Origin of the sequence: Neptunomonas qingdaonensis, from assembly GCF_900113275.1 — a bacterium.
GTDB classification, from domain to species: domain Bacteria; phylum Pseudomonadota; class Gammaproteobacteria; order Pseudomonadales; family Balneatricaceae; genus Neptunomonas; species Neptunomonas qingdaonensis.
Window position 1 is genome coordinate 78,103 of record NZ_FOOU01000008.1, and the last position, 20,960, is coordinate 99,062.

Here is a 20,960-nt window from a genome sequence, read left to right on the forward strand (position 1 = left end):
GTGCCTGGCCTGCTGATAGAATTGATATAAAAACAGCACGTTGGAAGCCTGCAAGGTGTTGAGTCAGCGATTTTTTGGCGAGAATGTAACCTTTTATATAAAAAAAGGGCTTTTCTTCTACGGAAAGCCTCCACAATTACGTTCGAAATCCTGTATTATAATGCCCATTTTATGCCTCCTACTATTCGAGTGAAGAAATGTCTGACTTATCACACTACCGTAACATCGGTATTTTTGCCCACGTAGACGCGGGAAAAACCACCACTACCGAACGTATCCTGAAGCTGACAGGTAAAATCCATAAGACAGGTGAGGTTCACGATGGTGAATCTACTACTGACTTCATGGAGCAGGAAGCTGAGCGGGGAATTACTATCCAGTCAGCGGCGATCACCACTTTCTGGAAAGATCACCGCATGAACATCATCGATACTCCAGGGCACGTTGACTTCACTGTAGAAGTTTATCGTTCTTTGAAAGTACTGGATGGTGGTATTGGTGTGTTCTGTGGTTCTGGTGGTGTTGAGCCTCAGTCAGAAACTAACTGGCGTTATGCCGATGAGTCGGGCGTTTCCCGTATCATCTTCGTAAACAAGCTAGACCGTATGGGCGCTGACTTCCACCGCGTTGTAGATCAGGTTGAGAACGTACTGGCTGCTAAGCCACTCATCATGGTTCTTCCTATTGGTCGTGAAGAAGACTTCGTAGGTGTTGTTGACCTGCTGACTCGCCAAGCTTTCGTCTGGGATGACACTGGTCTTCCTGAGAACTACGAGATCAAAGAAATCCCAGCAGACATGATAGAAGATGTTGAAATGTACCGTGAGCAGTTGATCGAAACTGCTGTAGAGCTGGATGACGATCTGATGATGGCTTACATGGACGGTGAAGAACCTTCTATGGAAGATATCAAGCGTTGTATCCGTGAGGGTACTCGTGATCTTAAATTCTTCCCAACATACTGTGGCTCTGCATTCAAGAACAAAGGCATCCAGCTTATTCTTGATGCGGTTGTAGATTATCTGCCAAGCCCAACAGATGTTATCCCACAAGATCTGACCGATGAATTCGGCGAGCCAACAGGTAAAGTTGCAACTGTTTCCGTTGATGAGCCTTTCCGTGCACTGGCATTTAAAATCATGGAGGACCGTTTCGGCGCTCTGACCTTTATTCGTGTTTACTCTGGTAAGTTGAAGAAAGGCGACACCATCCTTAACTCGTTTACAGGTAAAACTGAGCGTGTTGGTCGTATGTGTGAAATGGAAGCCGATGAGCGTAAAGAACTGGATTCTGCTCAAGCCGGTGACATTCTTGCCATCGTAGGTATGAAAAATGTACAAACAGGTCACACACTTTGTGATCCTAAGCACGAATGTACGCTTGAAGCCATGGTGTTCCCTGAACCAGTAATCTCGATTGCAGTTACACCTAAGGATAAAGGTGGAGCTGAGAAGATGGGGATTGCGATCGGTAAGATGGTTGCAGAAGATCCTACTTTCATCGTTGAGACTGACGAAGATTCCGGCGAAACCATCCTGAAAGGAATGGGTGAGCTTCATCTGGATATTAAAGTAGACATCCTGAAGCGTACTTACGGCGTTGAGCTGATCGTAGGCCAGCCACAGGTTGCTTACCGTGAAACTATCACTATACCTCTGGAAGACTCTTACACTCATAAGAAGCAGTCTGGTGGTTCTGGTCAGTTCGGTAAGATCGACTACCGTATTAAGCCTGGCGAGCAGAACAGCGGCTTTACGTTCGTCTCTTCAGTTGTGGGTGGTAACGTACCTAAGGAGTTCTTCCCGGCTATCGAGAAGGGTTTCAAGGGTATGATGAATACAGGTCCACTGGCGGGCTTCCCTGTACTTGATGTTGAAATTGAACTTTACGATGGTGGTTATCACGCGGTTGACTCCTCTGCGGTTGCGTTTGAAATCGCTGCGAAAGGTGCTTTCCGTCAGTCCATGCCTAAAGCGGGTCCACAATTGCTGGAGCCGATCATGAAGGTTGACGTGTTCACCCCTGAAGATCATGTTGGTGATGTTATCGGTGACCTTAACCGTCGTCGTGGCATGATCTCAGGTCAGGAAGCTGCAGGTTCAGGCGTTCGTATTAAAGCAGACGTGCCTCTGTCTGAGATGTTCGGTTATATCGGATCTCTGCGTACTATGACCTCTGGTCGTGGTCAGTTCTCTATGGAGTTCTCACACTACGCTGCATGTCCTAACTCAGTTGCTGAGAAGGTTATTGCTGAAGAGAAAGAGCGTAAAGCTAACAAGTAATTATTTCTTAAGTCTTGTTTTGAAACCCCGGTGATGCAAATCACCGGGGTTTTTGTTTGTCTGGCTTTTCTGTTTTGGATGAATTGTTTGGCCACTTGTTCAGGGCTTCCAAGATGTTTAGACGTTATCAGCAGCGTCACAGTTGGCTAAGTCCGATGGATCACCAGCAAATTTTCTCAGGCAGAGAATACTGTTCTGAGCGTCGCTAAACCCGTAAAGAGATCTTTCTGGGGCGTATGGAGTCGCTACATGAGCGATCCCGCCATGGAGGATGCGCTTTACGAAATTGCTTCCATGCGTCTATTTGCAGGTCTGTCACTGGATAACCGATTCCTGGCCACTCTACTATTCTAAATTTTGTCATCTTCTGGAGCGTCATGGCTTGGCCGGAAAGGTCTTTTCTGAAGTCAGCAACTGGCTGACTGAAGCTGGCGTCACATACCAAAAAAATCTAATTACTTTTACTGATTCTGATCTTGGCGCTATGGCCTTGTTACTGCATAAAGTCCTTGAAAAACTTATTCGAAAATAAAACTGATAGGAAAATAAAGAACCTTGAGAAAATATTTCCTGTTTGGGTCGAAGGGGTCGCATCTGCTGTAGATTAAAGTCATTTAGTAGCAGCATTTAAGAGCGCGTTTTTACATGCAAATGACAGTGCTCATGCGCTTTAACTGGTAGCCATATCAGCCCGTAACCGGTAGCATAAGCGTTTGTTTTTTGGTGATGGCGTCTTCTATTTATGAGTTATCAGGTTCTTGCACGTAAGTGGCGTCCTAAGCGCTTTGCTGAGATGGTTGGGCAGGAGCATGTCCTCAAAGCGTTGGTTAATGCGCTCGATCAGGATCGTCTGCATCATGCTTATCTTTTCACCGGTACGCGTGGAGTAGGTAAAACATCAATCGCACGTTTATTTGCTAAATCCCTGAACTGTGAAGTCGGTGTTTCTTCTGAACCGTGCGGCCAGTGCAGTGCCTGCCGGGAGATTGCAGAAGGGCGCTTTATTGATCTGATCGAAGTGGATGCGGCGTCACGAACCAAGGTTGAAGATACCCGAGAGCTACTCGAGAATGTGCAGTACGCACCGACACATGGTCGCTTTAAAGTTTACCTGATAGATGAAGTACACATGCTCTCCAGCCACTCTTTCAACGCCTTGTTGAAAACGCTGGAAGAGCCGCCGGCACATGTTAAGTTCCTGTTGGCGACGACAGATCCTCAAAAGTTACCCGTGACTATTTTGTCGCGCTGTTTGCAATTTAATCTTAAGAACCTGATTCCCGAGCGCATTGTTGAGCATCTTCAGTTTGTACTGGCTGAGGAAAAAGTTGGTTTTGAAGATCCTGCATTATGGTTATTAGCGCGTTCTGCTGATGGCTCGATGCGTGATGCCTTGAGTCTGACCGATCAATCGATTGCTTTTGGTAGCGGCACGGTACTCGAGGCGGACGTTCGATCGATGTTGGGTGCGATTGATCAGCGCTTGGTTTACCGGTTACTGGATGAGTTAACGGCGCATAATCCGCGTAATTTACTGGCGGTAGTAGCCGAGTTGGCGCTGTTCTCACCGGATTATATGAACGTGCTCGGTGACCTCATCAGCTTGTTGCACCGTGTTGCGGTGGCGCAGGCGATCCCGGATGCGATTGATAACAGTATGGGGGATCAGGAGCAGGTGACTGCGCTGGCGCGCCAACTGACCGCGGAAGATGTGCAGCTGTTCTACCAGATCGCGCTGATGGGGCGTAAAGATCTGCCCTATGTGCCGGATGCTCGTGAAGGTTTGGAAATGGTGTTGTTGCGTATGCTGGCATTTCGACCGGCTGATAGTGCGCCAAGGCCGGTTCAATTGCAGCACGAGGTTGCTGCTTCGGCATCGGATGCTGGACAAGCTAAACCCGCAGAGCAAACCCTCTCTCCGGCTCCGGCTCCGGCTCCGGCTCCGGCTCCAGTAGTACCTGCACCAGCACCAGAGCCGCTAGCCGCCCCCGATTCTGTACCAGCTTCAGATTTAGAGCCGCCTCCGTATGATGAGAATGATATTCCTGCGGATGATGCCGACGAAGAGGAAAGCCCGGCAAAAAAGCCACGACTCCCACCGGCCGAGCCTTCTGAAAGCTTAGCCGCTGAGGCGCTGGTTGAAAAAGCACAAACCGAACAAGTAGCAGTTGAGCAAGTAGCAGTCGAAAAGACTGCAACGCAACCGGAAGTGAAGCCAGGTGTAAGTGCAGAACTACAGGCAGAGGTACAGGCAGACGTTAGGGCACAAGTTAAGCCTGAGCTGAGACCAGAGCTGAAGAGCGACGCCCGGACTGATCAGCATTCTGAAGTCATCTCAGGCGCTGATGTAAAAACACAAGCTGACATAGAATCTGAAGCACCTACGGCACAAGCACCTATGGCACAGGCACCTACCGTACTGGCAGATTGCCGCGAAGAGGATTGGATTATTCTATTAGGCCAGATTGGCCTGACGGGGATGACGGCTAATATTGCAAGTAACTTATCGCTTGAGTCAGTGTCTGAGCATAAAATGGTGTTCCATTATCGAAGAGAGCAGGCGGCCGTACTGGATGACGTGCAGAAGCAGCGTATTCAGGATGTACTCTGTGATTATTTTAAAACCTCAATTGAGGTAGAATTCATTAACGCTGTTCAAACGCGGGAAACCCCAGGCCAATGTTTTGCGCGGTTAAAAGCAGAACGTTTGGTGGTGGCTGTTTCGGCATTTGAAAGTGACAGCATTGTACAGATGTTAGTTTCGCATTTTGATGGCACGATAGATCGTGATTCCATTGTTCCAATTGACCCGTTATAGGTGAGGTAAAGAGTATGATGAAGGGTGGCATGGGCAACCTGATGAAGCAGGCGCAAAAGATGCAGGAAGAACTGCAGAAAGCACAAGCAGAAGTCGCTAACTTGGAAGTAAATGGCGAATCTGGTGCGGGTCTGGTAAAAATTATCATGAATGGTCGTCACGATGTTAAGCGTGTCGTGATTGATCCTAGTTTGCTGGAAGAAGATAAAGATGTTCTTGAAGATCTGATCGCTGCAGCGGTGAATGATGCTGTGCGTAAAGTTGAAACGCAGTCTCAGGAAAAAATGGCTAAAGTCACCGGCGGCATGGGTATGCCACCGGGTTTTAATATGCCATTTTAAACGATGTCATTCAGCCCTTTAATACAGCAGTTGGTTAGTGCGTTGCGTTGTTTGCCCGGCGTTGGACCAAAAACAGCGCAACGCATGGCATTTCACCTGCTTGAGAGAGATCGTCATGCGGCGCTGGAGTTGTCTTCCGCGCTTCGTTTGGCTGCAGAGCAGGTTTCTGAGTGTCAGCAGTGCAGAACACTCAGTGAATCAGACATTTGTGAGTTGTGTGCATCGAAAAGCCGTGACCGCAGTTCCTTGTGTGTGCTTGAGTCGCCTATGGATGTGCTGGCTATTGAGCATACCAACAGCTTTGCCGGTGTTTATTTTGTGCTGGGTGGCCATTTATCTCCTATCGATGGGATCGGGCCTGATGATATTGGTATCCGTCAGCTAATTGAACGGGTCAATCAGGGGGAAATTAAAGAGGTTATCGTCGCGACAAATCCGACAGTGGAAGGGGATGCGACCGCTCATTATATTGCTGAGCAATTGAAAGGTTCTTCAATTAAGGTGACGCGTATTGCTCATGGTGTGCCGGTTGGTGGTGAGCTGGAATATGTTGATGGTGGCACCTTGGCGCATGCATTGGCCGGGCGGCGGCTATTTTGAGGCTAATGAATGAAAGATGATAGCTATGACTGGGCTGTTTTAGAGGCGTCGGCCCAGCAGCCGATCCATATTACAAGCAACGCATTGCTGGTTGAATATTGCGCCCGTTGGCAGACATTGCCGATGATTGCGTTGGATACCGAATTTCAGCGCATCGATACTTTTTACCCTATACCGGGGCTGATTCAAATAGCAGATGATCAATACTGTTATTTGATTGATCCCTTGTCGATTGATGATCTTTCGCCGCTGAGTCAGGTTTTTTCAAATCCTGATGTGTTAAAAATTATTCATGCCGGCAGTGAAGATTTAGAGCTTTTTAATCACACACTGGGCGTCTTGCCCAGCCCGATCTTCGATACTCAACTGGCGGCCGCTTTTATTGGCTGGGGCTTTACCATGGGGTTGCAGCGTTTGCTTGAGCATGCGCTGGATATTCAGATAGGTAAAGGCGAGACAACATCCGACTGGCTTAAGCGCCCGTTGAGCCCTGAGCAAGAGGTGTATGCTGCGCTGGATGTCGCCTATTTACCGGCTATCTGTCTGATGCAAAAAACAGAGCTGGAGTCACGTGATCGGCTTTCCTGGTTTGTTGAAGAGTCAGAGGTGGCATTGCAAACCGCGCTGGATACCGATCCTGATGGGCGTGAGTATTACCGGCGCTTTAGTCAGATGTCGGCTGTGAGCGGTTTTAAGCTGGCGGCGCTACGGGATATCACCATGTGGCGGGAGCAGCAATGTCGTTTGAGAGATACGCCACGCAATTGGGTGCTGCGCAATCAGACGATACTCTCTATTATCAACAATTGGCCGCGGAACAGCGTTGAGCTGGCCCGGACGGATGAAATGCGCCATAAAGTAGTGCGGGAGGAGGGTGAAGCGATTCTTGCCATTCTTGAAAATGCCTATAGTCGAGGAGATAATGAAGAGATAATTCCGATTAATCGTCCGTTGCCTGTTTTTTGGAATAAACGCCTTAAAAAGCTCAAGGCGATCGCACGAGACGTAGCCGGACGTTTAGGCATAGCGCAAGAGATCTTGTTGCGTAAGAAAGATCTTGAGGCATTGATTCGTTCGGGGTTAGATGGGCAAGAGTATCAGTTGCCGGATGAGCTGAATGGCTGGCGTCGTGAAATTATTGGCTTGCCTTTATTGGCTCAGCTTAAACAGTTTGATAAAAATGGTTAGTAGCGCATGATAATTTGTTCAATTTATAAAAGCCCGCGTAAAGATGAAATGTATCTTTATGTTGATAAAAAAGATTTGTTAAAACGTGTACCTGATGCGTTGGTTGAAATGTTTGGAAAACCTTCGCATTTAATGGACATGCCGATCAGGCCGGGACGTAAGCTGGCGCGTGTTGATGTCGAAAAAATGCTGCAAGGGATTAAAGAGAAAGGCTTTTATCTGCAGATGCCGCCGCCAAAAGAAGACTATATGCTGGATCTGTACCCTAACCGTCCAGAAACAGGTGTCCGCTAGTGGCACAGGAAGTATTTTGGCGAACCAAGTCGTTAACTGAAATGACGGCTCCTGAGTGGGAGTCATTATGTGATGGTTGCGCGCTCTGCTGTTTGCATAAAATTGAAGATGAAGATACTGAAGAGGTTTTCTATACGACGGTTGTTTGCAATTTACTGGATTTCGATAACTGCCGCTGTACTCAGTATGAAAAACGCAGTCAGTTAGTTCCAAGCTGTGTGAAGTTGCGTCCTGAAGACGTTGAGAGCTTTCACTGGTTACCGCCGACCTGCGCTTATCGGTTGATTCATGAAGGGAAAGAGCTGCCAGAATGGCATCCTTTGATTTCGGGTAAAGAGAATTCGGTGATTGATGCCGGTGCTTCGGTGCTGCATATTTATGAAGTAAAAGATAACGAAATCAGTGAAGATCAGTTTATCGATTATGTATTGTTGGAAGATTAAGCGACATCTGCTTTTCTGATAAAGCAACTGATGCTGAGGTAGATATAAAAAGGGGTTAACGAGAGAGTAAAAGAGTAGAAATAGGGTATAAAAAAAGGAGCACTGAGTGCTCCTTTTTTGTAGCTTTAAAACAACTGATTAGTTGTTTTTGTTAGCCATTTGCGCCTTGATCAAATCACCGATAGTGGTAGGACCAGCCGTTTCAACTTCTTGTGTGCGAACAGCAGCGATAGCAGCTTTTTCGTCAGCCTGGTCTTTAGCTTTCACAGACAGAACGATTGCGCGGCTACGACGATCAATGTTGATGATCTTCGCTTCAACTTCGTCACCCACTTTCAGTACGGTCGTTGCATCATCAACACGGTCTGCGCTGATTTCAGAAACTTTCAATGTACCTTCGATGCCTTCAGCCAATTCAACAACAGCGCCTTTAGCATCTACCGATTTAACGGTGCCTTTAACGATGGTGTTTTTGTCATTTGCTGCTGCGTACTCAGCAAATGGATCGCTGTCTAGTTGCTTGATGCCCAGAGAGATACGCTCTTTCTCTGCATCAATAGACAGGATAACGGCTTCAACTTCGTCGCCTTTCTTGAACTGACGCAGCGCTGCTTCAGCATCGCCTTCCCAGCTGATGTCGGACATGTGAACCAGACCGTCAAGGTCGTTTTCCAGGCCAACAAAGATACCGAAGTCAGTGATCGTTTTGATCTGACCAGATACTTTATCATTGGTAGCGTACTGCTCAGCGAAAGCAACCCATGGGTTAACTGTGCACTGTTTGATACCCAGAGAAATACGACGACGCTCTTCATCAACATCCAGAATCATAACTTCAACAGCTTCACCAATCTGAACAACTTTAGATGGGTGGATGTTTTTGTTAGTCCAAGACATTTCAGAAACGTGAACCAGACCTTCTACGCCATCTTCGATAGAAGCGAAGCAGCCGTAATCTGTCAGGTTAGTGATACGTGCGTTGCACTTAGTTCCAGCAGGGTAACGGTTTTTGATAGCTTCCCACGGATCTTCAGACAGCTGTTTCAGACCTAGAGAAATACGACCTGTTTCTTTGTCGAATTTAATGATCTTAACAGAGATCTCGTCACCTGGGTTGAGCATTTCGCTTGGGTGAGAAATACGCTTCCAAGCCATATCTGTGATATGCAGAAGACCGTCAACACCACCCAGATCAATGAACGCACCGTAGTTGGTCAGGTTCTTAACGAAACCTTTAGCAACCTGTCCTTCTTCCAGAGCAGCCAGGATTTCATCACGCTGAGCGCTATTGGCTTCTTGAAGAACGGCACGGCGAGAAACAACAACGTTGTTGCGCTTCTGGTCCAGTTTGATCAGTTTGAATTCTAGTTCTTTGCCTTCAAGATGATCAACATCGCGAACAGGGCGAACATCTACCAGTGAACCAGGCAGGAAGCCCTGGATGTTGTTGATGCTAACAGTGAATCCGCCTTTAACCTTACCGTTGATAACACCAGTAACAGTTTCTTCAGCTTCAAATTTAGCTTCAAGTACTTCCCAAGCTTCAGCGCGCTTAGCTTTTTCGCGAGAAAGTTTTGTTTCACCAAAACCATCTTCTACTGCTTCCAGAGAAACTTTAACGCTATCGCCGATTTTAATTTCCAGCTCGTTAGCGTCGTTTAAGAACTGTACGCGAGGAATAACCGCTTCAGATTTAAGACCAGCGTTAACAGTAACCCAGTCGCTGTCGATATCGATAACTTCACCGATAACAAGCGTACCTGGTTTCATGTCTACATTTAGAAGGGATTCTTCAAACAGTTCTGCAAAGCTTTCGCTCATGAAAGTGTCCTATTAATTGGCCGGGGATAGAAAAAATCCGGCACGTAACCTGTAATGCCAGCTTACAGGGTCAGATTATTTAATGTGCAATTGTATTGCTGGCTAGCCGTCACACATTAGAGAAATTAGAGCGCGTATTATACAGTATGCGAAGCTGTCTAGGTAGAGGGTATTCGGTTTTATACTTTATCGTTATCCAGTTTTTCGCGTATAGAGAGCTGGCAGGGTGTTAAAACGGATGATAAATCCTGAAAAAGTGCTTCTGTCAGAGAGCCGGTGTCTTCGGTGCGGAAAAAGTTGGCCAGTTTGCGCTCTTCGCTACGCGAATTAGCGGCAATTTCTACGCCATCGCCAACACAAAAGGCGTAAGCGGGTAAGTAATTGCTGATGAGGTTCTGTTTTTTGTCTTCAGATAGCATGAGTCGGTTACGCGTGATGAACGCTTTATATTCGGCAGCGCCTGCGGCCGACATGATTTCTATTTGTATCGTGCTGAACCGTTCTGCATCGGCACTACGGATCAGGTAGGCTTTTAATTGGTGTTCTACTGATCGGAGTTCATCTTTGAGTTGTTGGGGGGCGAAATGTTCGTTGAGTTGTTTGTACTTAGTTAGTTCTGTGACCTGTGCTTGCAGTTCTTGTATCTGCGTTTGTAAGGTTTTGTTTTCAGCGAGTAAGCCATCTTTATCACGGTTAAGGCCGTATATGATTTTTTGCGTCGGCGTTAGTTTGTCCTGATCAAAGGTGGACGATAGCTGACTTACGCCTAAATCGTCGGCTGTTTCTGTACTGCGGGAACTGCCGACCATCTCGTAACCAAAGCGTTCCAGTTCTTTGCTGTTTTTTGCCTGCTGGGAATCAATACGCTGATAGAGAATATAACCACCGATTCCCAGGCCAGTGAGAATCAGCGGTATTATCATGGCGAATAAGATGAGCTTGTTGTTACGAGCCATTGGTAACATGTATCGTCAGCCGCTATTTATTTTGGGTTATAAGTGGTCAATAGTTGCTTTGTCAGGTCAACCATATCCAATAGGATATGAGCACTTTCTTCCAGTATAGCTTCTGATTCAGGAGAAATGGGTCGGCCCTTCTCATCTTTCTCTAAAAGATCATCAAGGTCGGTGATTTTAGCAATCGGTGCCTGTCCTTTGGCGAGACGGCGCTTGTTTTCGGCATCGACCTGCCATTTATCGGCAAGATCACGCTTGGCCAGCAATTTGGTTTCATTCAGCGGGAAGGTAGTGTCACCCCTAACTTCCGTTTGGCGGCTGATCTGGGCGCGTAAAAAATTGAAATCAGGCTGGTTGTCGGTACGTAGGTTATGACGCTTTTCCAGCTCAGGTTTAAAAGAATCGATCCCTTTAAAGATGCCGTGTCGTGCTTCTTTTACCTGATCCCAGGGGAGGGCTCCATCCAGTGCGCTTTCACCGATTTCGCTGGTGTCAAAAGTCTCCGGAAAGGTGATATCAGGAATGACGCCTTTGTGTTGTGTGCTTTCGCCTGAAATACGGTAAAACTTGGCGTGAGTGAGTTTTATTTGGCCATGATCCAGTGATTGCAGTGTTTGTACCGTACCTTTGCCAAAAGTCTGGTTGCCGACAATGATGCCGCGTTGGTAGTCCTGGATAGCGCCGGCAAAAATTTCTGATGCGGAAGCACTTAAACGGTTTACGACGACCGCCATGGGGCCGTTGTAGGCAATCTTAGGATTAAAATCTCCAAGTATATCTACACGTCCATTCGGATCTCTGATCTGTACGGTCGGGCCGCGATCAATAAAGAGGCCTACCAGCTCATTGGCTTCACGCAGTGAGCCGCCGCCATTATTTCTCAGATCGATAATCAGACCGTCGATTTTTTCGGTTTGTAGCTCGCTAATCAGTTTTTCTACATCACGTGTTGTGCTTTTATAGTTTTTATCACCGCGTTGTAAGGCGGCAAAGTCGATATAAAAGGCCGGGATGTCGATGACGCCCAATTTATAGTCTTTATCGTTATGCTTAACATTCAGGATACGTTTTTGTGCCGCTTGTTCTTCCAGTTCTACGGTATTACGCTTAATTGAAATTGTTTTGCGGCCTGCTTTATCCTCACTGTCTGAAGGAATGATTTCAAGCCGAACGACCGAGTCTTTAGGGCCTCGAATAAGATCAACAACATCATCAAGGCGCCAGCCAACAACATCTTCAATTTCGCCTGTCTCTCCCTGGCCTACGCCGACAATCAGATCGGCGGGCTTAAGCTGCCCTGTTTTGTCAGCAGGACCTGCGGGGACTAAGCGGACGATTTTAGTGAACTCATTCTCACTTTGTAGCACGGCTCCGATCCCTTCAAGTGAAAGGCTCATGTTGATTTTGAAGTTTTCTGAGTTGCGAGGTGAAAAGTAAGAAGTGTGCGGGTCAAAATGTTTAGTGAAAACATTGGCGAAGCGCTGAAATACATCTTCGCTTTTATTTTGCGAAAGACGATTCAACTGGCTTGTGTAGCGCTTGATCAGGGTTTTCCGCGCTTCCTGCTCAGATTTGTCAGCCAAAGTAAGATTTAAAATGGCGCTTTTGATCCGTTTGCGCCATAGATCATCCATTTCGCTTTGTGAGCCGATCCAATCATCTTTTTCTCGATCTGTATTAAGCGTTTCATCCAGAGAAAAGTTGAAAGTTTGCTCGCTATTCAGGCGATCGAGCGTCCAGTTGAGTCGCTCAATAATGCGTTGTTGCTGGCGGTTAAAAATAGCGAAGGCAGCGTCCAGGTTGCCGTTGAGAATAGCGTCATCCAGTTCGTAGCGGTAGGCATCAAACTCCGCGATGTCTGATTTGTAAAAGTAACTTTTGGATGGATCAAGTTCCTCAAGATACTTGTCGAGTATATCGCTGGAAAGTGAGTCATCAACATTAATCTTGTTATAATGGCCAGCATTAAGGGAACCGATAATATCCTTGATAGTTTGCTGATGGACCGTTTCAGGTTGTAATGGAGTAATATCGACTGATGCTATTGCAATAGCAGGTACCAGCAAGCATACAGCAAGCGAACTGCGAAGGGCGTTGCCCAATGAGTTGCGAAGGGGGGTGCGTAAACCTTTCAACATATTATCCATTCTATATTCTTATATCGATGAGAGTTATGACAGGAATAGTAATCTATTGTTCCCTTAATCATTTATTCTGAGTGTAGCTATCGGCCTGTCTAATGTAAAATCAATGCTTTAATTCAACTCTTTAATTATGCGCTCCGGGAAAATTTATGTTCTCTGTTGAGGCGCTTCAGGCCTCTGTTAATGAGTTCCATTTAAAGAGTTTCATTCAATTCACTGACGTAAGGTTACAGATGAAATTATTATTTATCCCCCTGCTGCTTATCTGCGGTTTGTTGTTAGGCGGTTGCGGTGAGGATCCTGAAAAGGAGGCTTTTCGTCAACAATTGATGGAAAAAGCACTTAACGATGAAACTAACGAGGCAGGTATCACATTTTTAGCAGAAAATGCAAAACGTGATGGTGTGGTTGAATTGCCCTCAGGCTTGCAATATCGGATTCTGAACACTGGTACGGGTGTCCATCCGACTTATCAGCATTCTGTTGTTGTTAATTATGAAGGGACACGTGTTGATGGCGGCATTTTTGATAGCTCTTATCAACGCGGTAAACCTTCCACCTTTCCGCTTAAAAGGGTGATTAAAGGTTGGCAGGAAGCTTTGTTGAAAATGAAAGTCGGGGATGTATGGATGTTGTATATACCCGCGAAACTGGCGTACGGAGCTACCAGCCCGTCTAATGAAATCCCTGCAAATTCAACATTGGTTTTTAAAGTAGAGTTGCTTGCAGTTCAGGAAGATAAAGGAACAGAAAATGAATAACAAAAATAGGACATTGAAGGGCTTAATTGAATTCCTTAATGCTTCGCCAACACCCTTTCACGCAGTACAACAGATGAAAGCCCGCTTGCTTGAGGCTGGCTTTGAAGCACTCAATGAAAAAGACACCTGGGTATTAAAAGAGGGGGGGCGATATGTCATTACCCGCAATGATTCTGCGCTTGTTGCATGGCAAATGCCGGCAAAACGCTTATTATCTGAGTCGGGCTTACGTATGGTAGGCGCGCATACCGATTCCCCTTGTCTGCGTGTAAAGCCTAATCCGGAACTGCATAAACACGGTTATTTTCAGTTAGGCGTCGAGGTCTATGGTGGAGCCTTGCTAGCCCCTTGGTTTGATCGGGATTTATCGATCGCTGGGCGTGTTAGTTTTGTCAATGAGGCAGGCGAGCTATGTAGTGCATTGGTGAATTTTGAGACGCCTGTTGCTGTGATTCCCAGTTTGGCAATTCATCTTGACCGTGAAGCAAATAATGGGCGTGCGATTAATGCGCAAACTTTTTTGCCACCGGTGCTAGGGCAAGTGGATGAGAAGCCGGACTTCCGTGCGCTTTTGCGGGATCAGTTGCTGGTGTCAGGTGAGGAAGTGGTTAAAGTGCTTGATTATGAGCTTTCTCTCTATGATACCCAGTCTGCTGCTTTGATAGGGCTTGAGCAGGAATTTCTCGCGTCGGCTCGTTTGGATAACCTGCTTAGCTGCTTTATGGGCATGGAGGCTTTGCTGCAATCTGACTCAGAGGAAGGCGTTTTGTTGGTGTGTACCGACCATGAAGAGGTCGGAAGCTTGAGTGCGGCGGGCGCTCAGGGGCCTATGCTGGATCATTTGTTTGAACGTATACAGCCAGAAGCGGAAAGTAGAAACCGTATGCTGGCGAATTCCATGATGATATCGGCAGACAACGCACACGCTATACATCCCAATTTTGCTGATAAGCACGATGCTAATCATGGTCCTATTCTTAACAAAGGGCCGGTTATTAAGCTCAATTCAAATCAGCGTTATGCGACGACTGACATTACCAGCTCGCAATTCAGAATGTTGGCAGCACTGGATAACGTTGCGGTACAGGAGTTTGTTGTGCGCTCGGATATGGCCTGTGGAAGTACTATCGGGCCAATTACGTCAGCAGAAATAGGCGTACGTACCATTGATATAGGGGTGCCGCAATTAGCAATGCACTCCATCAGGGAATTAGCGGGTACGGATGATTTGATCAATACCATTCAGGTATTCAAACGTTTTTTTGAATGTAAGCAAGTTTAAGCTTATAAAGCCAAGGGGAAGATCGCGTCTTAAAGTAGATGCGATCTTAACCGTTTATAAAATGATTATGGGTGTATGCGGGTTAACCGGCAGCTAGTGTAGGCTGTGATGAATTCACTACATTTGATATTTTGCTGTAGTAACCTTCAATTAATACTTCCCACTGACGGTCATAACAATGCAAATACGCGTGACATGCAGTGCACTTGTATAGCTGGCTGTTGGGCAGTGTACTTATCAGTGATAAGAGTGTGTGCGATGCTTTATGCTTGCTTGTCAATAACGTTTGGCAATCGGGGCAGATGTTATCCATAACAATTGTTACTCCATATTCTTGATTCTATGGAAATTATTATACTTGCATCTTCGTCATAAAAAGATAGGAAAAATTCCTATTTATTGAATATCTATTCACTATTTTCGACAGTGTTAGCAACAGGCTGGAAGTTTTGCTACATGCGGGGTAGGATGACGCCTGATTTCTGTGAGGGTTCTTTGGGTTTGTTGGCGATCTGACGACATATTCAAAGCCTCCGGTAATATTCATTTTTTATTTTGGGAGTTTCTCATGCAGATTGCTGAAAATTCAGCTGTTACTATTCATTACACTTTGACTAATAGCCAGGGTGAAGTCTTGGATTCATCTGAGGGGCAAGAGCCTCTGGCATACTTAAGCGGTGCAAGTAATATTATTCCTGGTCTGGAAAATGCGCTGGTGGGTAAACAGGTGGGTGATAAGCTGGAAGTGACGGTGGAGCCTGAACAGGCATATGGTCCTTTACGTGATGAATTAGTACAGAAAGTTAATCATGAGAACTTTGAGGGTGTTGACGATATTCACGTCGGTATGCAGTTTATGGCACAAGCCCCTTGGGGAGAGCAGCCTGTCACTGTTATGAATGTTGAAGAAGACGGTATTACTTTAGATGGTAATCACCCGCTGGCAGGCCAGACTCTGACCTTTGCGGTTGAAGTCGTCGAAGTGCGAGCGGCCTCTGAGGAAGAACTTTCTCACGGGCATGTACACGGTGAAGGTGGTCATCACCACTAAGCGGTTCTTATTAAAAAACGCAGCTTCGGCTGCTTTTTTTTGTCTCATTTTTCAGTTCTGTCGCTACACTGATAGTGAAAAGGGGCTTTTGTTGAGATGAGCCCCGTTATTTTATACTCAAAACGGAGTGCTTATGCGAGACAGGATCGATCAGTTAGTTGATACGGTATCTTCTGTTGTTTTAGGTAAAGAGGATGTCGTCAGGCTGGCGGTTGCCTGTATGTTGGCGCGTGGGCATCTGTTGATTGAAGATTTGCCCGGCATGGGCAAAACAACATTGGCGCATACCCTGGCGCATGTGTTTGGGTTGGAATACCGGCGAGTCCAGTTTACCAGTGATATGTTACCGGCAGATATCCTCGGAGGGGCTGTATTCAATCAGCAAACCAGCAGTTTTGTTTATCATCCCGGACCTGTTTTTACCCAGTTGTTATTAGCGGATGAAATTAACCGCTCGACACCGAAAACGCAGAGTGCACTGCTGGAAGCGATGGAGGAAGGGCAGGTGTCATCTGAAGGGGTTACGCGTCAATTACCCTCACCCTTTTTTGTGCTTGCCACGCAAAATCCAACGAACCAGTTTGGTACTTTCCCGTTACCTGAGTCACAACTGGATCGATTTTTAATGAAAATTTCTCTGGGTTACCCTGACGCCGACACAGAAAAAAAATTGTTGAAGCATGGTGATACCCGAAGCGATATTGAAGAGCTGCCTGTTTGTATCGATAGTAAAATGCTGCAGGATATTCAAACGGCATGCCAGCAGGTAGCCGTATCCGAGCCTGTATTAGATTATATTCAACGATTAGCGCAGTTTAGCCGCAGTAGTGAAGAGATTGTTTTAGGGCTGTCACCCCGGGGAGCGTTGGCATTAATCCAGGCAGCTAAGGCGTGGGCTTATATGTCGGGTCGTGACTTCCTCACCCCCGATGATGTGCAGCAGGTTTTCAGTTCTGTTGTAGAGCATCGTCTGCTGATCAGAAAAGACTTAAATTATCAGGCTGATCCCATCCGGGCCATATTGACTAAGGTGGATGTGCTGAGTTGAGCATGGCGGATAGAAGGTCTCTTCGTGGCCGGATACAGGCGTGGTTGGTCAATCGCTATCCCGGACAAGCGGTTATCAGATTAACGCAAAAGCGTATCTATATATTGCCGACGCTAGCCGGGAGTGCGTATTTGCTAGTGGTGCTGTTAATTTTGCTATTGGCCGTCAATTATCAGAACAACCTCGCTTATGCTGTCTGCTTTACTTTACTCTCCCTGTTTATCACCGCTATTTTACATACCTATGCCAACTTGTCTGGATTAGAAAGCAGAGCATTGTTAACAGAGCCTGTGTTTGTTGGAGATGAGGCGTATTTTCGTTATCAGCTGAATACAGATCGAGGGCTGTTTCAGTTGGGTCTTGGGTTTGACAAGGCGCAGTGTATGACGCTGGACCTTGTCGCTAATCGCCCGGCTAATGTCGAGATCCCATCGCTGTGTTCACAGCGGGGCTGGCAGCAAGCGGATCTGTTGTACATCGGTAGCTTGTACCCATTGGGTTTATTTCGAGCCTGGAGTTGGTTGCGTTTTGAACAGTCTGTGTTGGTTTACCCAAAGCCGGTTGCCGGTGGTGAGATAGAGGCGTTAAGAGGTGCTGAACAGCATAAGCATGCCGTTGGTGCCCGGGGGGATGATGAGTTTCAGGAATTAAAGTCATATTACCCAGGCGCTACAAAAAGCAGCATTGCCTGGAAAGTCTATGCCAAAGGGCATGGGCTACAGGTTAAAGAGCATCAGGGGTATGCGGGAAATGAACTGTGGCTGGACTGGGATAGCTGGCCTGAATTGTCGGTGGAGGCGCGGCTATCACGATTGTGTTACTGGGCACTGGTTTTTTCACAGAGTGGTTCACGGTTTGGTTTGCGGTTGCCGGGTAAGCAGATAGCGCCTGCAACCGGGGTTGAGCATAAAAAAAACGTATTAACGCAGCTGGCTCTTTACGGTGGGGGGCCTGAAGATGGCAGAAGTGGTTAATCAAACATCAAGGGAGTTGACCCCAGGGGCTAAGAAATGGCTGCTTATTATGCTGATTACGGTCAGTGCACCTCAGCTGATGTATGTGCCGCTGTGGTTGGCGGTGACCGGAGGGTGTCTGCTTTCCTGGGTCTGGCTGACATTAGAGCGGCATCGCTATGTGATCCCACGTTGGGGAAAAGGGGTGGTCGTCATCGCTGTTATTCTTGGAGTGCTTGTTTTTTCTTCGCAGAGTAAAGGCTTAGATGGCCTGTCGTCCTTATTGATCGCAGGCGCACTGTTGAAATCGATGGAGCTAAAAAAACAGCGTGATGGCTGGGTGTTAGTGCTTGTTGCCTGCTTTATAGCGGCGGTTGGTTTTTTGTTTAATCAGTCAATGCCCAGTGCTGTTTATGGTGGTGTGTCATTACTGACTATTGTTTGCGCTTTATTGATGATGCATCAGGGCAGCACGCAGGCATGGTTGTTTTTGCCGGTTAAAAAAAGCCTGTTCATGTTGCTTCAATCCATTCCTTTAATGCTGATTCTGTTTTTGATATTTCCCCGTATCGGGCCTCTATGGAGTGTCCAGTACCAGCAATCCACCGCAAAAACGGGGCTGTCTGATCGGATGCAACCCGGAGATATCAGCCGCTTAACTCGCTCAGCTAGTGTTGCATTTCGTGTTAGCTTTACCGACAACAAACCTCCGGCGCCCGAACAGCGTTATTGGCGTGTCATGACATTTGCGGATTTTGACGGTCAAGGCTGGTCTATTGCTGATGTAACGAAACAGGATATGCAGGGGGATGTGTCTGATGATGACCTGATTGAATATCAGGTAATAGCGGAGCCGTCTGCTTCTACATGGTTATTTGCTTTAGATTATCCATTGGCTTCGAGCGCTTCCGCTGTACAGCGTTATAGTGATGGCACCTTTAAAGCACGCGCTGCTGTTTCTCAAAGGATAAGTTATACCGCCAGTTCGCTCCTGATTAAACCGTATGATGGGCATCCTTTAGTGAACCGGCCTCGTTATCTGGCTGTGCCTGCAGCAGGAAATCCTCAAACCAGAAAGATGGTCAGGCAGTGGCAGCAAAAAGGTTTTTCCGCTGAAGAGAAAATTGCAGCCCTGTTTAAGAATTTTAACCAGCATTTTACCTATACGTTATCACCACAAAAGCTTCAGGGTAATCGCATTGATCAATTTTTATTTGACACGCGTGAAGGCTTTTGTGAGCACTTTGCGAATGCAACGGCTTATACCCTTAGGCTGGCAGGTATACCCTCACGCGTGGTGGGTGGTTACTTGGGAGGGGAGTGGAATGATTATGAAGAGTACCTGTTAATACGACAATATGAAGCGCATGCCTGGGTAGAAGCCTGGTTGGATGGAAAAGGCTGGATAAGACTGGATCCGACGACTGCCGTTGCACCCGAAAGAGTCATTCAACCGTTTGATCAGTTGTTTTCGTCATCACCTGAATTTATGGCAGATAGCTCAATGATGGCGTTTCGTCTGCAGCAAAACTTAGCATGGCTGAAAACACTGAGTCTGCGTTATGATGCGCTTAATTATAATTGGCATCGTTGGATACTGGGCTATCATCAGCAGCAGAATAATCTGTTACAGGATTGGTTTGGTCAAATTAGTCTTTTGAAAATGCTATTGCTGCTGTTTATACCCGTGGGTTGTATGTTGATGATCGTTTTCTGGTGGCTGTTAAAAGTACAGAGTCGCTGGATGCATCCGGTGGATAAGGAGGTCGTGGCTATTTCTGATCTATTGGCTAAGGTATCCGTTGAACTGAAACGCGCTTCAGGTGAAACAGTGCAAATGTATAGTGTACGTTTAGCAGAAACCTTGCCTGAGATTCGAGCTGAGCTTGATGCCTGGAGTGGTTTATATCAACGCTTACGCTATGCCGATGCGTCTGCGCAGGCAGAAGACACTAGCCTGCAGTATCACCGCCTGAGTCAACAGCTTATGAGCAAAATTAAACGACTTGGAAAGCAGGGTGTTATCGGCAAAGGCGTTAAACAGCCTGACGTTGAAAAACAAATTGAAACCAGAGTCTGGTAAAGAGTTGAAGCAAGGGTTGAAAAGGTAATTGAAAAAAGAGTTGGCTAAATATTCGATTCAATGCAGTGGCGTGTGGGTTGCCCCTAAGGTTGTTCAAAGTCGACGTCGAAAAACGGTCTCACTTGAAGTGAAGCATGGCGAATTAACCATACGGACACCTGTCGGAACGCCGGAAGAATGGGTTCAACAGTTTATTGAGCAACGCCGCTCATGGATTGAAGAGCATATGGCGGCGCAGTTAACACGGCAGCAGAACTATCAGATCAACCCTTATGAAACACGCACTGTTCTGCTAAAGGGGCGGGATATCCCCTTGAATATTCGTCATAGTGCTGAGCGCAGTGCTGTTGTTCTTTGCCATGAATCAATTGAGATGAATTTGAGTCGACGCATCAGTCGACCGCCTGAAAGGGTGGCGGATAGCTTGTTGCAGTCCTGGCTGGCAGAGCAGGCTAAAGCCTACCTGATTCCTCGCACGCTGGAATTATCAAACACGGTAGGCCTCGAGCCTAATCGGGTTGACATCGGTAATTATAAAAGCATGTGGGGGCGATGTTCTGCGAAAGGCGATATAGGTCTGAACTGGCGTTTAATGATGGCGGCCCCAGAGGCGATTGACTACGTCATTATCCATGAGCTTTGTCATCTGCAGGAGTTTAATCATTCGGCCGCTTTTTGGCAAAAGGTGGCACTTTTTTGCACAGATACTCCCACGTGGCGGCATTACTTCAAAGAAAGAGGTGTATGGCTACAATGGCGGTGAGGTATTTATGTCAGAGCGTCTAAGCAAGTTAGTAGGCTGTGCCTGATCAAATACAGCCTAAAAAGTAAAACTATTGGCGTTCGGCATCAAAATGCATGTTTCGATTTAGTGGTTATTGTAAGCGCTGCTACA

General features: G+C 46.7%; 17 protein-coding genes and 1 pseudogene. 15 read left to right on the plus strand and 3 right to left on the minus strand.

The window, feature by feature from the left end:
* The first annotated feature begins 197 nt into the window (after positions 1 to 197).
* The 8 genes and pseudogenes from fusA (at position 198) to BM099_RS12565 (ending at position 7,966) form a co-directional block, all read left to right on the plus strand.
* Positions 198 to 2,282 (plus strand): elongation factor G, encoded by a 2,085-nt coding sequence (gene fusA / locus BM099_RS12530; protein WP_090728466.1) that lies wholly within the window; start codon positions 198 to 200, stop codon positions 2,280 to 2,282.
* A gap of 155 nt (positions 2,283 to 2,437) precedes the next feature.
* A pseudogene (locus BM099_RS20695) lies at positions 2,438 to 2,718 on the plus strand (transposase); the annotation flags it as partial.
* A 306-nt stretch (positions 2,719 to 3,024) separates the two neighbouring features.
* A complete protein-coding gene (gene dnaX, locus BM099_RS12540) occupies positions 3,025 to 5,100 on the plus strand; it encodes a DNA polymerase III subunit gamma/tau (RefSeq protein WP_090728467.1) in 2,076 nt (691 codons plus the stop codon).
* A 14-nt stretch (positions 5,101 to 5,114) separates the two neighbouring features.
* Complete coding sequence (locus BM099_RS12545) at positions 5,115 to 5,441, plus strand: YbaB/EbfC family nucleoid-associated protein (RefSeq protein ID WP_090728468.1); 327 nt, start codon at positions 5,115 to 5,117, stop codon at positions 5,439 to 5,441.
* A 3-nt stretch (positions 5,442 to 5,444) separates the two neighbouring features.
* Positions 5,445 to 6,041, plus strand: a complete 597-nt coding sequence (recR, locus tag BM099_RS12550; protein WP_090728469.1) for a recombination mediator RecR — start codon at positions 5,445 to 5,447, stop codon at positions 6,039 to 6,041.
* A 9-nt stretch (positions 6,042 to 6,050) separates the two neighbouring features.
* Positions 6,051 to 7,229: a ribonuclease D gene (gene rnd, locus BM099_RS12555; protein WP_090728470.1), complete on the plus strand. Its 1,179-nt coding sequence runs from the start codon at positions 6,051 to 6,053 to the stop codon at positions 7,227 to 7,229.
* 6 nt (positions 7,230 to 7,235) lie between these two features.
* Positions 7,236 to 7,523 carry a YcgL domain-containing protein gene (locus BM099_RS12560; RefSeq protein ID WP_090728471.1) on the plus strand — a complete coding sequence of 96 codons (288 nt, stop codon included), beginning with the start codon at positions 7,236 to 7,238 and terminating at the stop codon, positions 7,521 to 7,523.
* Positions 7,523 to 7,966 (plus strand): YcgN family cysteine cluster protein, encoded by a 444-nt coding sequence (locus tag BM099_RS12565; RefSeq protein ID WP_090728472.1) that lies wholly within the window; start codon positions 7,523 to 7,525, stop codon positions 7,964 to 7,966. Before BM099_RS12560 ends, BM099_RS12565 begins: the two co-directional genes overlap by 1 nt.
* Positions 7,967 to 8,104: 138 nt before the next feature.
* On the opposite strand, the gene rpsA is transcribed toward BM099_RS12565, so the two are convergent.
* The 3 genes from rpsA to BM099_RS12580 form a co-directional block, all read right to left on the minus strand.
* Positions 8,105 to 9,787, minus strand: a complete 1,683-nt coding sequence (gene rpsA / locus BM099_RS12570; RefSeq protein ID WP_090728473.1) for a 30S ribosomal protein S1 — start codon at positions 9,785 to 9,787, stop codon at positions 8,105 to 8,107.
* A gap of 179 nt (positions 9,788 to 9,966) precedes the next feature.
* Positions 9,967 to 10,752: a hypothetical protein gene (locus BM099_RS12575; protein ID WP_090728474.1), complete on the minus strand. Its 786-nt coding sequence runs from the start codon at positions 10,750 to 10,752 to the stop codon at positions 9,967 to 9,969.
* Positions 10,753 to 10,769: 17 nt separating this feature from the next.
* Positions 10,770 to 12,890: a carboxy terminal-processing peptidase gene (locus tag BM099_RS12580; RefSeq protein ID WP_232349018.1), complete on the minus strand. Its 2,121-nt coding sequence runs from the start codon at positions 12,888 to 12,890 to the stop codon at positions 10,770 to 10,772.
* 230 nt (positions 12,891 to 13,120) lie between these two features.
* Here BM099_RS12580 and bamJ point away from each other — a divergent pair, with 230 nt between their 5' ends.
* From bamJ to BM099_RS12615, 7 genes are all read left to right on the plus strand, one after another.
* A complete protein-coding gene (bamJ, locus tag BM099_RS12585; RefSeq protein WP_090728545.1) occupies positions 13,121 to 13,648 on the plus strand; it encodes a BamJ family beta-barrel-assembly machinery protein in 528 nt (175 codons plus the stop codon).
* Positions 13,641 to 14,930 carry a M18 family aminopeptidase gene (locus tag BM099_RS12590; RefSeq protein WP_090728475.1) on the plus strand — a complete coding sequence of 430 codons (1,290 nt, stop codon included), beginning with the start codon at positions 13,641 to 13,643 and terminating at the stop codon, positions 14,928 to 14,930. The genes bamJ and BM099_RS12590 overlap by 8 nt, the downstream gene beginning before the upstream one ends.
* Before the next feature lie 568 nt (positions 14,931 to 15,498).
* A complete protein-coding gene (locus tag BM099_RS12595; RefSeq protein ID WP_090728476.1) occupies positions 15,499 to 15,981 on the plus strand; it encodes an FKBP-type peptidyl-prolyl cis-trans isomerase in 483 nt (160 codons plus the stop codon).
* A gap of 133 nt (positions 15,982 to 16,114) precedes the next feature.
* Complete coding sequence (locus BM099_RS12600; protein ID WP_090728477.1) at positions 16,115 to 17,029, plus strand: AAA family ATPase; 915 nt, start codon at positions 16,115 to 16,117, stop codon at positions 17,027 to 17,029.
* A gap of 2 nt (positions 17,030 to 17,031) precedes the next feature.
* Complete coding sequence (locus BM099_RS12605) at positions 17,032 to 18,003, plus strand: DUF58 domain-containing protein (protein WP_090728478.1); 972 nt, start codon at positions 17,032 to 17,034, stop codon at positions 18,001 to 18,003.
* Entirely contained in the window at positions 17,987 to 20,065 is a 2,079-nt protein-coding gene (locus BM099_RS12610) for a transglutaminase TgpA family protein (protein ID WP_090728479.1), read from the plus strand. Before BM099_RS12605 ends, BM099_RS12610 begins: the two co-directional genes overlap by 17 nt.
* 28 nt (positions 20,066 to 20,093) lie before the next feature.
* Positions 20,094 to 20,828 (plus strand): M48 family metallopeptidase, encoded by a 735-nt coding sequence (locus BM099_RS12615; RefSeq protein WP_090728480.1) that lies wholly within the window; start codon positions 20,094 to 20,096, stop codon positions 20,826 to 20,828.
* The last annotated feature ends 132 nt before the right edge of the window (positions 20,829 to 20,960 follow it).